General features: G+C 37.4%; 16 protein-coding genes and 2 riboswitches. Of the genes, 2 read left to right on the forward strand and 14 right to left on the reverse strand.

Translation table 11 applies throughout. The features are described 5' to 3' along the window. Window position 1: 1 nt before the first annotated feature. From KSHG_RS05690 to KSHG_RS05700, 3 genes are read right to left on the reverse strand one after another with little or no spacing between them, the layout of a single operon-like run. Entirely contained in the window at window positions 2-352 is a 351-nt protein-coding gene (locus KSHG_RS05690) for a hypothetical protein (RefSeq protein ID WP_010303190.1), read from the reverse strand. A 44-nt stretch (window positions 353-396) separates the two neighbouring features. After that, window positions 397-972, reverse strand: a complete 576-nt coding sequence (locus KSHG_RS05695) for an HAD hydrolase-like protein (protein ID WP_010303192.1) — start codon at window positions 970-972, stop codon at window positions 397-399. A 14-nt stretch (window positions 973-986) separates the two neighbouring features. Then, on the reverse strand, window positions 987-1,820 hold the full coding sequence (locus tag KSHG_RS05700) for a lipoate--protein ligase family protein (RefSeq protein ID WP_010303198.1): 834 nt from the start codon (window positions 1,818-1,820) through the stop codon (window positions 987-989). A 155-nt stretch (window positions 1,821-1,975) separates the two neighbouring features. On the opposite strand from KSHG_RS05700, the gene KSHG_RS05705 reads away from it, so the two are divergent. After that, window positions 1,976-2,311 carry a rhodanese-like domain-containing protein gene (locus tag KSHG_RS05705; protein WP_042231495.1) on the forward strand — a complete coding sequence of 112 codons (336 nt, stop codon included), beginning with the start codon at window positions 1,976-1,978 and terminating at the stop codon, window positions 2,309-2,311. 30 nt (window positions 2,312-2,341) lie between these two features. Here the strand turns inward: KSHG_RS05705 and KSHG_RS05710 are convergent, their stop codons facing one another. From KSHG_RS05710 to comGA, 11 genes are all read right to left on the reverse strand, one after another. Next, complete coding sequence (locus tag KSHG_RS05710) at window positions 2,342-3,778, reverse strand: phytoene desaturase family protein (protein ID WP_010303200.1); 1,437 nt, start codon at window positions 3,776-3,778, stop codon at window positions 2,342-2,344. A gap of 192 nt (window positions 3,779-3,970) precedes the next feature. Further along, a complete protein-coding gene (gene gcvPB, locus KSHG_RS05715) occupies window positions 3,971-5,434 on the reverse strand; it encodes an aminomethyl-transferring glycine dehydrogenase subunit GcvPB (RefSeq protein WP_010303201.1) in 1,464 nt (487 codons plus the stop codon). After that, window positions 5,427-6,794: an aminomethyl-transferring glycine dehydrogenase subunit GcvPA gene (gene gcvPA, locus KSHG_RS05720; RefSeq protein WP_010303204.1), complete on the reverse strand. Its 1,368-nt coding sequence runs from the start codon at window positions 6,792-6,794 to the stop codon at window positions 5,427-5,429. The genes gcvPB and gcvPA overlap by 8 nt, the downstream gene beginning before the upstream one ends. A gap of 26 nt (window positions 6,795-6,820) precedes the next feature. Further along, entirely contained in the window at window positions 6,821-7,918 is a 1,098-nt protein-coding gene (gene gcvT / locus KSHG_RS05725; protein ID WP_010303207.1) for a glycine cleavage system aminomethyltransferase GcvT, read from the reverse strand. Between the two features lie 58 nt (window positions 7,919-7,976). Next, a riboswitch (glycine riboswitch) is annotated at window positions 7,977-8,054 on the reverse strand. A gap of 3 nt (window positions 8,055-8,057) precedes the next feature. Beyond that, window positions 8,058-8,149, reverse strand: a riboswitch (glycine riboswitch). A gap of 128 nt (window positions 8,150-8,277) precedes the next feature. Then, complete coding sequence (locus KSHG_RS05735) at window positions 8,278-8,790, reverse strand: shikimate kinase (RefSeq protein ID WP_010303213.1); 513 nt, start codon at window positions 8,788-8,790, stop codon at window positions 8,278-8,280. A 111-nt stretch (window positions 8,791-8,901) separates the two neighbouring features. Then, window positions 8,902-9,120, reverse strand: coding sequence for a hypothetical protein (locus KSHG_RS05740; RefSeq protein WP_010303216.1), 219 nt, complete (start codon window positions 9,118-9,120; stop codon window positions 8,902-8,904). After that, window positions 9,107-9,625: a competence type IV pilus minor pilin ComGF gene (locus KSHG_RS05745; protein ID WP_010303219.1), complete on the reverse strand. Its 519-nt coding sequence runs from the start codon at window positions 9,623-9,625 to the stop codon at window positions 9,107-9,109. The genes KSHG_RS05740 and KSHG_RS05745 overlap by 14 nt, the downstream gene beginning before the upstream one ends. A gap of 305 nt (window positions 9,626-9,930) precedes the next feature. Then, on the reverse strand, window positions 9,931-10,401 hold the full coding sequence (locus KSHG_RS05750; protein WP_010303223.1) for a type II secretion system protein: 471 nt from the start codon (window positions 10,399-10,401) through the stop codon (window positions 9,931-9,933). Further along, entirely contained in the window at window positions 10,401-10,703 is a 303-nt protein-coding gene (gene comGC / locus KSHG_RS05755) for a competence type IV pilus major pilin ComGC (RefSeq protein WP_010303226.1), read from the reverse strand. The genes KSHG_RS05750 and comGC overlap by 1 nt, the downstream gene beginning before the upstream one ends. Before the next feature lie 10 nt (window positions 10,704-10,713). Continuing rightward, the gene (gene comGB / locus KSHG_RS05760; RefSeq protein WP_010303229.1) at window positions 10,714-11,787 is read right to left on the reverse strand and encodes a competence type IV pilus assembly protein ComGB; all 1,074 of its coding nucleotides are present in this window, start codon (window positions 11,785-11,787) and stop codon (window positions 10,714-10,716) included. Window positions 11,788-11,804: 17 nt separating this feature from the next. Next, window positions 11,805-12,773: a competence type IV pilus ATPase ComGA gene (gene comGA / locus KSHG_RS05765; protein WP_010303237.1), complete on the reverse strand. Its 969-nt coding sequence runs from the start codon at window positions 12,771-12,773 to the stop codon at window positions 11,805-11,807. A 235-nt stretch (window positions 12,774-13,008) separates the two neighbouring features. On the opposite strand from comGA, the gene KSHG_RS16225 reads away from it, so the two are divergent. Continuing rightward, window positions 13,009-13,605: a helix-turn-helix transcriptional regulator gene (locus tag KSHG_RS16225; protein ID WP_010303240.1), complete on the forward strand. Its 597-nt coding sequence runs from the start codon at window positions 13,009-13,011 to the stop codon at window positions 13,603-13,605. Window positions 13,606-13,930: the final 325 nt, after the last annotated feature.

Here is a 13,930-nt window from a genome sequence, read left to right on the forward strand (position 1 = left end):
TTTATTTTGTTCTTGCTTTGCGTATAACAGCTGTCAGTACGTATCCAATAATAAATGCTACTAAATAATACAAGATATACGTATAAACGAAAGATTCTAACTTCAATAGCAAGACCATCGCAACGAATGCTAACACAGAAATAATGACCGCATGAATCCATGGATATCGTTTCAGTGAACAAGCAAATCCTTGGTATAAGAAAAGAATAGGAAACAATAAGTACAAGCCGAATATGACATATTCAGCATTTGCCTCTGTCGTATCTCCAAGTAACCCTTCTTTTGCTAAAATAGCAATCGCTAGCATCGCAAATGCTGGTAAAAAATAACACGCTAATTTATTTATATTCATCGTAAACAATCCTCCGTAAAAAGCATAACAAAAATCACTGAATATTAAAATGGTTTAACGTGCGTTTCAAATTCCTCGTACGTACGTAACGAATAATCTGCCGACGCACAGTCTCCTTGAAACATCACCGTTTTCAAGCCAATTGCTTTCGCCGGAACCAAATCTAATTCACGGTCCCCAATCGCTAAATCAAGCGCATAACGGTCGTTTAAATACGCATAAGAGGCCGCATCCGGTTTTCGTGGAAATCCCATTTCAGGCGTCACAATTTCTTTAAAATAGTGCTGGAAGCCGTATTGTTGTAAGACCGCTTCAATCACTACTCGTTCTTTATGCGACATAATGACATTCAACTCTGCACGCTTCAACACTTCTTCTACACCAGCAAAAGGAAGAAAGTGCTCTGGCGGTAAGTGGATGATTTTCTCTCGATAAGCGCGTTCTTCAGTAGGTGATATACCGAGTGCTTGAAAGCCATGTGAAAAAGAAACTTTCATCGCTCGCATCGCCTGTTCTTTAGAAAACAACGTACTCAAACGCGGGACGACATCGAATAACGTCTTAACGTATACCGGATACGTATCAAAAAGAGTTCCATCAAAATCCCATAGTATTTTCACGTTGTCACCCCTTTTTATTTTTTAAAATTCCATTCGTCTGATTCATATTTTGTTTGTGCTAGCTGTTCAACGAATTGTCGTTGTTCATCTGTCAGCGTATACGGTTGTAAATTAATTTCAAGTGCTTCTTCAAATCCCCGTTTAAATGCCTTCACACAATCTGTTGTCGTAAATGTCCCTTTTCCTAAATCATTCATTGCGACCGTTTTCAACGGTAAATTTTGACGCATTTTTTCACGCGCTGCTTCATCTTTAAATTTAAAAATCGATAATAATTTTTCTTGATCTAAATCAATTAATAAAGAACCATGTTGTAAAATAACACCTTCTTGTCTCGTTTGCGCACTACCTGCTATTTTTCTACCTTCTACTACGAGTTCATACCAAGAAGGTGCGTCAAAACAAACAGCCGATTTCGGTTTTTGCAACGCTAATTTTTCCGCTTCGGTTTGTGGTACAGAGAAATAAGCATCTAACCCTAAATTAATAAAGCCATTTAATAAGCCTTCACTTAGTACACGATACGCTTCCGTTACCGTCTTTGGCATATTAGGATAGCTCTCACTTACGACGATGCTATACGTTAATTCATGCTCATGTAAAACAGCACGTCCCCCTGTCGGTCTTCGAACAAACCCTACGTTATGCTTATGTAATTGATCAAAATCGACGTCGCGATGCGCTTTTTGAAAATAACCGATAGATAATGTTGCTGGGTTCCATTCGTAAAAACGAATGACAGGAGGCATCTCCCCATTACTATGCCAGTGAAGCAATGCCTCGTCTAATGCCATATTGTAGCTCGGACTACACGCTCCTGAATTGATGAAATACCAAGTTATCGCCATTTCTCTTCCTCCTTTTTTTACGTTACCGCGTTCATTTTATCAAACTCTGTGGACGAACTCCAACCATTCTTTTATAATATAAGAGAATATAGAAAGGGGTCATCACATTGGCTTGGTATTGGATAGTTTTAATTATCGTTGTAATCGTTGTCGCAATGGCACTTATTACAGCAAGACGCTCGAAAAAAGCAGTAACAATGCTTTCTGAAGAAGATTTCAAAGCAGGTTACCGTAAAGCTCAACTTATTGACGTTCGCGAAAAAAGCGAATTCGATTCTTTACACATTTTAGGTGCACGTAACCTTCCTACAACGTTACTTCGTAGTCGTTATAAAGAATTACGTCAAGACATTCCTGTCTACTTATACTGTGAAAATGGTGGGCGTAGTTCACGTGCAGCCCTTTTCTTGAAAAAGAAAGGTTACACAAAGCTATACGCACTAGATGGCGGTTTTAAAAACTGGTCTGGTCATACAAAAACATCTAAATAACAAAAAGACTTGTCTCCGGACAAGTCTTTTTTATTTGTACGCTTGAATAATACGTTCTGCAACAATTTCTCCATTTCGCAAAGAAGAGGCAATACTTGAAGCGGGGTAAGGTTGCATGCCCGTAAAATACAAGCCATCAAATGGATATTCTTTTAGTAGTGGATTTAAAATAAGTTGCGTCATCTTTCTCATCGCACCGCCTTGTCGGTATAAATCAAAGCGATGTGTTAAATTTTCTGGTGTCCAACGCTGTTCTACGACTACGTCTTTTTCGATTGATAAACCTGCTTTCTCAAGCTTATCGTATATAGCACGTTTCATTTTACTTAACTTTTTTTCATTTGTCGTATACGGCATATTCGTAAATAAGAGGAGTGCATCCCCTTTAGAAAAGCGTTGTTGTTCACTGTAAGAAGGATTGTAAATGTACACGGTCGGATCGATTGGGACTTTCCCTTGTTGAATCATTTCAAATTCTTGTTTAATGTTTTGTGAATACAAAATTTGATGATGATAGATTTCTGTATGTGATTTCAATCCGACGAACAGCACATACGCTGCCGCCGTCCCTGTATTAACTAAAGATTCAGGTGCTTCTGACTGTACTTCTCGTATTAAATTTTTCTGTTGTTTAAAATCTGCAATATTCATTACAACGACGTCCGCCTCTAAGCTAATATCATCATTTAAACAAACACCATGTACATGATTTTCTTTAATATGAATTTTTGTCACTTCTTTTTCAGTATAATACCTAACACCTTCTTCTAATGCTATTTGATGCAAGGCGTGACGAATTTTCACATTACCACCTTTTGCGTAATACACACCGTCCACAAGTTCATCATATGCTTGTGTAATAAGAAAGGCAGGACATTGATCGGGTGAAATGCCGTTATATGTCGCATAGCGAGAAAAAGAAGCAATGACAAACTCGTTCGTAAAATATTTTCGAACGAACTTATCTAACGTTTCAAATGGTTTTAAAGCTAAGTAAGCACTTCTTGCAGGAGGTGACAGTAATTGTCGCCACGTTGAAAGAGGCGGAATCTTAAGTAAATCATTCATGGCATACTTCATCTTTTTAATTTCAGCTAAAAAGTCATCGTAGTTTTTTGCTCCAATCGGGTCAATTCGCTCCAATTGTTTGTGCATAAATTGATAATCGCTCGACAAATAAAATGCTTCTTCTTTTTGGGAAATATTTTTCGTATGATGACGAATTTGAAAAAGTTCAAAATACGTATCCATTTCTCTTTCAATCGCATAAAAAAACTGTTGAATTATTTTAGGAGAGGTAACCATAACGGGACCAAATTCAAAATTATATCCGTTTACTTGAAACGTTTCTAACTTACCAGTACTTGCCTTTTTCTTTTCGTAAATAGATACTTCAAATCCTTGTCGAATAAGTAAAATGGCCGCAACAAAATTTTCTGTGCTACTACCAATTATCGCTACTTTCACTAGATCCTCTCCTTTCTCCATCTTTTGCACGATGCATCCCTGTATTATTACTAATACCCACTTTTCACCTAAATTGTTTCAGAAATCGTTATTTTCTGTCATTCTTTCGATAATACGTACTGATTCCTACGAAATACGATCAAAAACATATAAAAACCCTTAAAACTTTAAAGTTTTAAGGGTTTCATCTTATTATGCTTTTTCGTATTTTAATACGGGTTTACGAGCAGCTAACGTTTCATCTAGACGTTTAATAACTGTCGTATGCGGTGCTTCTTGTACGATTTCAGGATTTTCTTCCGCTTCTTTCGCAATTTGAATCATCGCATCACAGAAAGCATCAAGTGTTTCTTTCGCTTCCGTTTCTGTTGGTTCAATCATTAAACCTTCTTCAACATTTAATGGGAAGTACGTAGTTGGTGGATGGTAGCCAAAGTCTAACAGACGTTTCGCAATATCCAACGTACGGACACCTAATTTTTTCTGGCGACTACCAGATAATACGAATTCATGCTTACAGTGACGATCGTACGGCAACTCATAAAATGGTTGTAGACGACGCATCATATAGTTCGCATTAATAACAGCATTTTCTGTTACAGCTTTTAGACCATCTGGCCCCATTGTGCGAATGTACGTGTAGGCACGTACGTTAATACCGAAGTTTCCGTAGTAAGGTTTAACGCGACCAATCGTTTTTGGACGGTCATAATCGAAGTGGAATGTACCTTCTTCTGTTTTCACTAATACAGGTTTCGGTAAGAATGGAATTAAGTCTGCTTTTACACCGACAGGACCTGAACCAGGACCACCGCCACCGTGAGGACCTGTAAATGTTTTGTGTAAGTTTAAGTGTACACAGTCAAAGCCCATATCACCAGGGCGCGCTTTTGACATAACCGCATTTAAGTTTGCACCATCATAATACACTTTACCACCGACACTATGCACGATGTCCGCGATTTCTAAAATATCTTCTTCAAATAAACCGAGTGTATTCGGATTCGTTAACATCAATGCCGCTGTATCTTCGCCTACTTTCGTGCGAAGATCTTCTAAGTCAACAAGACCATTTTCAGCTGTCGCAATCGTTACCGTATCAAACCCTGCTACGGCTGCAGAAGCTGGGTTCGTACCGTGCGCAGAATCTGGAACTAATACTTTCGTACGTTGCGTGTCGCCATTCGCTTCATGGAAGGCGCGAATCATCATAAGCGCTGTCCATTCACCGTGAGCTCCTGCTGCTGGTTGTAACGTTACTTCGTCCATCCCTGTAATTTCAATTAAATGCTCTTGTAAGTCATACATTAATTCTAATGCACCTTGAACAGTATCTTCATCTTGTAATGGGTGGATATTTGCAAAACCTGGCATACGTGCCGCTGTTTCATTCATTTTCGGATTGTATTTCATTGTACAAGAACCTAACGGATAGAAACCTGAATCCACGCCGTGATTACGACGAGATAGCGCTGTATAGTGGCGCATAATATCAAGCTCTGCTAGTTCTGGTAATTCCGCCGCTTCTTCACGAATAAATTGTGCCGGTAAAATATTTGCTAAGTCTACTTCTGGAACGTCTAAAACCGGTACGCTATGACCTACACGGCCTTCACGAGATAATTCAAATACGAGTGGTTGATTGTCTTTATGCATGGTGGGCCTCCATCTCTGCTACTTGAGCAGCTGTCGCTTGTACAAACGCATCAATTTCTTCTTTTGTACGTTGTTCTGTCACACAAACTAACGTATGATTTTGAAGTTTGTCTTCTACGCGACCTAAATCAAAACCACCGATAAAGCCTTGCGCTACTAATTGCTTATTCAATGCTGTTACATTTACTTTCACATCTACAACGATTTCATTGAAATGTGCCCCATCGAATACGACTGTAAAACCAGCCGCTTCAAATTGTTGTTTTGCATAATGCGTTTTCACAATGTTTTGTGTCGCCATTTCACGAATCCCTTGCTTGCCAAGTGCCGTCATCGCAACAGAAGCTGCTAAGGCATTTAGTGCCTGGTTCGAACAAATATTAGACGTCGCTTTTTCACGACGAATATGTTGTTCACGCGCTTGTAACGTTAATACGTATCCTCGACGACCTTCTTCGTCCACTGTTTCACCAACGAGACGACCCGGTACTTTACGCATTAATTTTTTCGTTGTAGCAAAGTAACCACAATGTGGTCCGCCGAAACTTTCTGGAATACCGAATGGTTGCGCATCTCCAACCGTAATATCTGCACCCATTTTGCCTGGAGGGGTAATAGAAGCAAGCGCTAATGGATTTGATGATACGATGGATAATCCTTTCACCGCATGGATAAGCTCAGATACTTTTGCGACGTTTTCTAGTTGACCGTAGAAGTTCGGATATTGCACCATAACCGCAGCTGTATTGTCATCAATTAGCGCTTCTAATTCCACCAAATCCGTAACACCATTTGTCGCCTTCACTTCTACCACTTCAATTGATTGACCATATGCATATGTTTTCACAACATCTTTTGCAATCGGATGAACTGCTTCAGATACTAAAATCTTCGTTTTACGCGTAGCCCCAGCAGCTAACATACCCGCTTCTGCTAAAGCTGTGCCACCGTCGTACATTGATGAATTAGCTAAATCCATACCTGTCAGTTCAGCAATCATCGTTTGGAACTCAAAAATTGCTTGTAATTCCCCTTGAGAGATTTCCGGTTGGTACGGTGTGTATGCTGTATAAAATTCTGAACGTGAAATGACGTGATCGACGACAACTGGTTTGTAGTGATCATAAACGCCTGCTCCTAAAAATGATGCATATTCGTCCGTGTTAGCATTTTTCTTCGCTAAGCCCGAAAGTTCTTTAAGCAATGCTGATTCTGTTTTTGCTGGTTTAATATTGTACTCCCCTTGGAAACGTACACGTTCAGGGATGTCTGCAAATAATTCATCAACGGAAGAAACGCCAATCGTCTCTAACATTTCTTTTTGGTCTTGCTCAGTCATTGGTAAGTACCGATGCTTCATAGGAAAAAACCTCTCTCTTAGTAAGTTTATTTTTGACGTTTATAAAAAGGTGTCGCCACTGTTTTCACTTGCAAGCGGCGGTTACGAATTTCAATTTCAAGTATTTCATCTAATTGTGCATATTCCGTTTTGATAAGTGCTAAACCAACATTTCTTTTCGAACTTGGTAATTGTGTTCCTGTTGTCACTTCACCAATTTCTTCATCACCTTTAAACACTTTGTAACCATGGCGTGGTACACCTTTGTCAATCATTTCAATCCCAATCAACTTACGTGGCACACCATTTTCTTTTTGTGCTGCAAGTGTCGCTTTACCGTTAAAGTCCATTTCTTTCCCTAGTTTTACGACGAAGTTAATCCCTGCTTCTAAAGGCGAAATATCCTTTGATAATTCTTGACCGTATAAAGGTAAGCAAGCTTCAAAACGAAGCGTATCTCGTGAACCTAGACCACAAGGAACTACTTCTCCAGAAGTTAAAATAGCATCCCAAAGCGATACGATTGTTTCCGGTGAACCGTAAATTTCAAAGCCATCTTCACCTGTATAACCTGTACGAGAAATAAGCGTGCTATAGCCTGCAATCGTCACATTTTGAGCTAAGTGGAATGGCTTCACATCTAATAGCTGATAGTCCGTTAATTGTTGAAGCGCCTCAATCGCTTTCGGTCCTTGGATCGCTAATTGTCCAAATTGATCCGAAACATTTGTCACGACAACGTCAGAAAATGCTTTTGCTTGCTCTTCCATCCACGCGACATCTTTTTCAATATTCGCCGCATTAATTACGAGTAAATATTTTTGCTCATCTAAGCGATACGTTAATAAATCGTCTACAACACCTGCATTTTCATAACACATTGTCGTATATTGTGTTTGATTGATTGCTACTTTCGATACATCATTCGTCAAAAGTTTTTGTAAAAAATCCAAACTTTCTGAACCTTCAATATATACTTCACCCATATGTGAAACATCGAATAAACCTGCTGCCTCACGAACTGCCGCATGTTCTTCCTTAATCGAGCTAAACTGAACTGGTAATTCCCATCCACCGAAATCAATTGTTTTACCGCCAAATTTCGCATACGATTCAAATAACGGCGTACGTTTTAATTCTGACACATAAACCCCTCCTTGTTTTCAATAAAAAACAGAGAAACCCCTTTGTTAAAAAGGATTTCTCTGTCCATGCACCTGAAAGTTTGACCAGAAACTGGCTGTCATCTTGGGTGGCTACCCGCAGTAGCTCTCTCCAGAGTTGCGTCCGGTATGAGTCTTTTTGCCTGAGAGATTCATAGTTTCCTACTTGCTCCTTCGGCGACACGATTTCGTGTTCTCTCCCCATACTTTCATCCGCTACCAATATAAATAATGTACTATAACAGGATTTCTGTCTATATCCTAACATTACTCAAACGTTCTTGCAATATAATTCGTATTAATATTTTAAATACGAATATTTAAAACTTAAAAACAAAAAATCATTCGCCTTTTAGACGATTCACTTGAAAACCACAATATTCGACAATTTGACGTAACGTACGGTCTTCCGTTCGTACAGAAATATGCGAACATTGTTTGTAATACTTTCTTCTTTCATGATATAACGCTTCTAATTGTTCTTTTGTTGATTGTTGAACAATCGGTCTATTTTTATCTTTATGAATTCTTTTCCAAATATCTGGAAAAGTAGCATCTAAAAATAATACGAGTCCCGACTCTCTCATAATAGCCCTATTATGTGGATTCATCGCTGCGCCACCACCCGTAGCAATAATGCAAAACTCATCTCGAAATTCATTTAAAAATGCTGTTTCAATTTCTCGAAAAGCCGCTTCTCCATCTTGTTCGAAAATTTCTGGAATCGTTTTCTTTTGTCTGCGAACAATTTCCGTATCCATATCATAATAAGGTAACTTCAAATAAAAACTCAATCTTCTACCAATGGCACTTTTTCCAGACCCCATAAAACCGACTAAATAAATTTTACGCACATTTTCACCTTCTTAAGACGACAAACAACAAAAATGCTACTTAACGTTTTTTTATTAATAGTAGCATGAAAAAATAGGGATTCCAACGATATTCTTCGGAATCTATCGATTTCATTGTTTTACTACTTTCGATTCGGAAGCTTGTTGCTCCTGTTGTTCATTGTATTCACGCATTTTCTCCTTAATCCGTTGTTCTTCCCTCTGTTCTACATAAAGCAGAGACTTTGAATAAGAAACCCACGTAAGCGTCCAAATCGTAAAAAAATTAAATGCCATTACCCACAATATAATCGAGGTAATAAAAAGCGAACCACGTTCATTCTTCTTCACGCTCCTCCAAATCCCCCAAGTCTTCTTCGCTCGAATTAGTTTCATCTACTTCCTCCTTCGGTCGTATTCGTGTATCTCGTACAATACGTGTTTCATATTGCTTCGTCCCTTTTTGAAATTCACAATCAATCACAACTTCTTCTCCTTCTTTTTCAAAAGTCATAAGCTTCGTGCGATCTAGTAACAAAACGTATCCACCGACTCCTGGAACAGTTCTAAATACTTCCGTGAAATTCATACTATTTCGAACTGTATACGTTCTATAACTGCCTCTCTTTTCATGTAAATCGTACACTAATCGATTTTCTCTCGTAATAGACATATTCTCGACATTTTCAAATTCATTCGTTAAATCTGTAATAAAAAATTCCCAACGTAAATGTTCTGCTCGAAAATACGTCGTAAACTGATGGGCAAGTGGCATAAATAAATTAAAAAAATAATCAATAGCATAAAAACGACAAGTTGCAATAGTGACTCCAAAAAGGTAAAACCTCTTTGACATTTACAACGTAATACAAATTTCCTCCTCTTGTTCATTACGATTTTGATAATATATGCACGTCCTTTCTTCTGTACTTTCCCAGTCAAATAACGTGTGATTATAATGCATTTGACCCCGGCTTATATTTTCTCCATTCAATTTTCTAGTGAGAATGATATTCGCTACTCGATACGCTTCAATTCGTTCATGATGATCTTTCAAATTAATAATGGAGTAAACTGCTGTCGGAAAAAATTGTCCAAATACGAGCAAAATAACAAAGATACTAAAAAACGCCTCTGCTACAGAAGCGCCTTTCTCATTTTTTATGATTTTTTGTAAAATTTAATAACACCTTCCCTGAAAAAATTAGTCATAATGTATTTATCTTTCCCTATATAAAATTCCAATTTTTGTATCCCTTTATTAAATCCTTCATTATTAAAACCGAGATGCATACTACTCGTTCCTTTGCTAAAACGAACATTTTTGGGCATTTCAATCCTTTTAACAGTCGCACGGCGATCGTACACCATTTTCTTTCTGACATCCCAAATGCTGTTTCCTTCATTGTCGATCGTAATAATAATCGTGCAATAAAGCACATCATCTCCTAATGGACTTTCTCTCAAACTTTGGGCTTCCATCGCTTCTACTTTTAACTGTTCTAAATATAAAAGAGCTAAGTGATATTGCCACTTCTCATAAATAGATGACACCATAAAAATAAAAATAATCATCGTCATCATTAATACGAGTAGCATTTCAATAAGTGTGAAGCCTTTTTCTGACTTCATCAAGGATTCAAAACTTCTCCGTCTTGTATTTTAATTACCTTGCCTCCGCAAGCTTTCTCATTTACCCCTTCTTTTAAATAGCCTGCTCTTTTTAAATCATCGAGGTTCGATGGATACGTTCCTAATTCTACTTTGTATGCTTCTACTTGCCCTTGAATCATTTTCACGTAAGCCGTACAACCTTTTTCATCTACCGTACTAAAATGCTTCGTTACGTTCGGTATGATAATAATAATCAAAACCGCAATAATAAATAGCACGATCAACATTTCGACTAATGTAAAACCTTTTTGATTTTTCATCTCATTCCTCCTAAACAAAATCCATCATTTGATACATCGGTAATAAAATCGCCAAATAAGCTCCTAAAATACACACAGCAATAATTAAGAAAAATGCCGGTTGGACAATTCGCATACATTTTTGAATCAGCGTTTGTTGTTTTTCGGCTAAAAATTCACCGTAAATTAATAATTCTCGACCTAAATTCCCTCCCTTTTCTCCATGAAATACGTAACTATGAAATTCTTTTTGTAAAAATACTTCTGTTTTCACTGCTTGCGATAATAGCTCTCCTTGTACAATTTTTTTAAGCAGTCTCGACACGATAAAACTAACGTACGGTTGATACGTTTGTTTCTCTAACATTTTTAAACATTCTTGAATTGATAACCCACTCACTAATAAGGTGCCTAATTCATCTGCCAATTGTTTCGTTAATGTAATTTTAAAAAAGTGGTTCAAAACGGGGATTCGTTGCATAATTTGAAGTTGTTTTCCTACTTCTTTTTTCAATACGATAGAAAGTAATAAAATGACACCAATTAGAAGAAGGATACAAATGGCGAGGAAAAAATCGGGGATGTGAAGAAAAATTTTAGATAGACTGAGTTCAATCCACGTTTTTTCATTGCTCGTCGTATGAAACATGACAGTCATTTGGGGTAAAAAATATTGACGGAAACCGACGAGAAGAAACGCGAGAAGGAAAAAGAGTGTAACCGGATACGAAAGTAATTTAAACAGTTGCTTTTTATTCGCCGTATGACGTTTTATTTGCGTCGAAACCGATTGTAATGTATGTGCAAATGCCCCTCTTTTCTCTGCAATTTGCAACATAAGTAAATAGTTCGTTGGTACACCAAAATAATCGAATAAAGAAGTCATCGAATTCCCTTCTTTTAATTGGTGTTCTACGTGTGCCAGACTTTCTTGTTCATTTTTCATATGATGTGGGGCAAGCATATGCATGGCATCATAAAAACTATAACCTTCATTTAATAGTACACTGCATTTTTCTAAAAATTGTTCAGGTTGTCGGATGCGCTTTTTCTTTTCTAAGTTCAAAAGAAACGCGTTGTATGTTTGTTGAATCGAGGATAGCACCTGTTTTCACCCCTAATTCATATTGATTTGCTAACGTTGGAAAATCGCTCGATAAATGTTTGGCATCCTCCTCTAAAATCCATTCGATTTGTTCTTGCTGCAAAAAACTCGTATAGCGCACGAACTTCCACTTGCTTCATCCGTTGAACCGGAACGAGCTTTTGTGCCACAATCGACAATAACGTCTGTTGTAAATCCGATTTTTGAATACCTAAATCTAACAATCTGTAAATACAACCAAGCGTATCCTTTGCATGAATCGTACTCAACACGAGATGACCAGTTAACGCAGCTTCCACAGCAATTTCAGCGGTCTTTCGATCTCGAATTTCACCTATCATTAAAACATCTGGAGAATGCCTTAAAATTGCTTTTAAGCCGGTTTCATATGTCACCCCTGCACGTTCATTCACTTGAACTTGTAATAAATTTGACTGTGGGTGTTCCACGGGATCTTCTAACGAGATGACTTGCTTATTCCCCTCTTTTGCACAATGTTGGACGAGTGAATAAAGCGTTGTGGACTTCCCACTTCCCGTGGCACCTGTTAATAAAATAAGCCCTTGTCGATTTTCAATTAACTGCAAAAGTGTTTGAGCGCTTTGTTCAAAAACTGGTAAATCATCAATCTTTTTAGACTCGTGATAATACATCATACGAACAATTAAGCTTTCCTTCGAAAATGCTGAGGGCAATGTTGAAATACGAAATGCTACTTTCTCATCATCTATGACAGAACTAAAAGCGCCACTTTGTGGCTTTCTTTGATCTCCTATATCAAGTGCTGCTTGAAATTTCAAATGAGAAAAAAAGCGATCTGCACGTTCAAAAGATACGTCCTCTACTTCGAATAGACGATGAAACTTTCTGAAATACAGTTGATACTGCTCATGGTTCGGCACGAATAAAATATCGCTCGCATGAAATTGTTTTGCTTTTTTTAATAATGCTTCAACTTGTTGTTCAATCGGTACGGTTTGCTCCATTTAAATTCTCCTTTCTTCATGAAGATTAAAGCAAGTATACAAAGTCTTTTCAAAAAATAAAATGGCTTCCTACATCTTCGTAAGAAGCCTAACTTTGTAACTATATTTTGTACATTCCCACTACTTTCCTTGAATATAATTTACAATTACCAACATTTTTATGTCTATTTACAAATTTTACTGTTTATTATAAACCGTTGTTCTATAATATAAGTACTATTACGGAGGTGCAATTATGATTGATCCATTAAAAATTACGAGCACACTCGCCGACGAAACACGTTATTCGATTTATCAATATATCGTAAAAAATAAACGTTCCTATTCGGTGCAAGAAATTGCAGATGAGTTTCATATTCATCCAAATGTTGCACGTCTACACTTAAAAAAATTAACTGAAATTGGCATTTTAATTGCTGAGTTTGAAAAAACAGGAAAAGGCGGACGCCCAGGTCGCATTTATAAATCAACAGAAGACGGTGTTGTGTTAACTTTCCCTTACCGAGATGATCGTCAACTTATGGACTGGTTATTAGAAATCATGCAAGAATGTGGTGACCAAGCGATTGAAATCGGTAAAAAAGTTTGTCATCGAAAAGGAAGAGAGTCTATTCAACATATGTTAAAAATACGTCAACAAAATGTTTTTGCTATGTCATTAGCATCAAAAATCGACTTAATCACAGAAACAGCAGCACTCGTTGGTTACGTACCGATCGTAAAAGAGACGAGCAAAGGACGTACATTAAAATTCACCGTTTACAACTGTCCTTTCCACAATGGTATCGAAAAAATAGCGATTTTATTTGTATTTTGCACGAAGCTTTTTTAAAAGGTCAATTCGACGTATTATTCGATGTAAAAGATTTCGTACAAGTAGAGAGCATGGTACACGATTGCCAATTTTGTTCATACCACGTCGGAATCGACTAATTTAAAAAGAAAAAAGATACACAGATCTTTTTTCTTTTTAATAAACACTATTGACACAGTGTTTATATAGCCATATAATATTATTCGTAGCTTAACTTTATCCCTCCCATTTTATGGTGAGAATACATCCCCTAGTGAAGATATTTGCACATATCTTCCAAGTAAGAGGCATCCATCGCCTCTTTTTTTTTGCTTTTTTTCATTTAATTTCAGACACAATATAT

It is taken from the genome of Kurthia senegalensis (assembly GCF_000285595.1).
Lineage (GTDB): Bacteria > Bacillota > Bacilli > Bacillales_A > Planococcaceae > Kurthia > Kurthia senegalensis.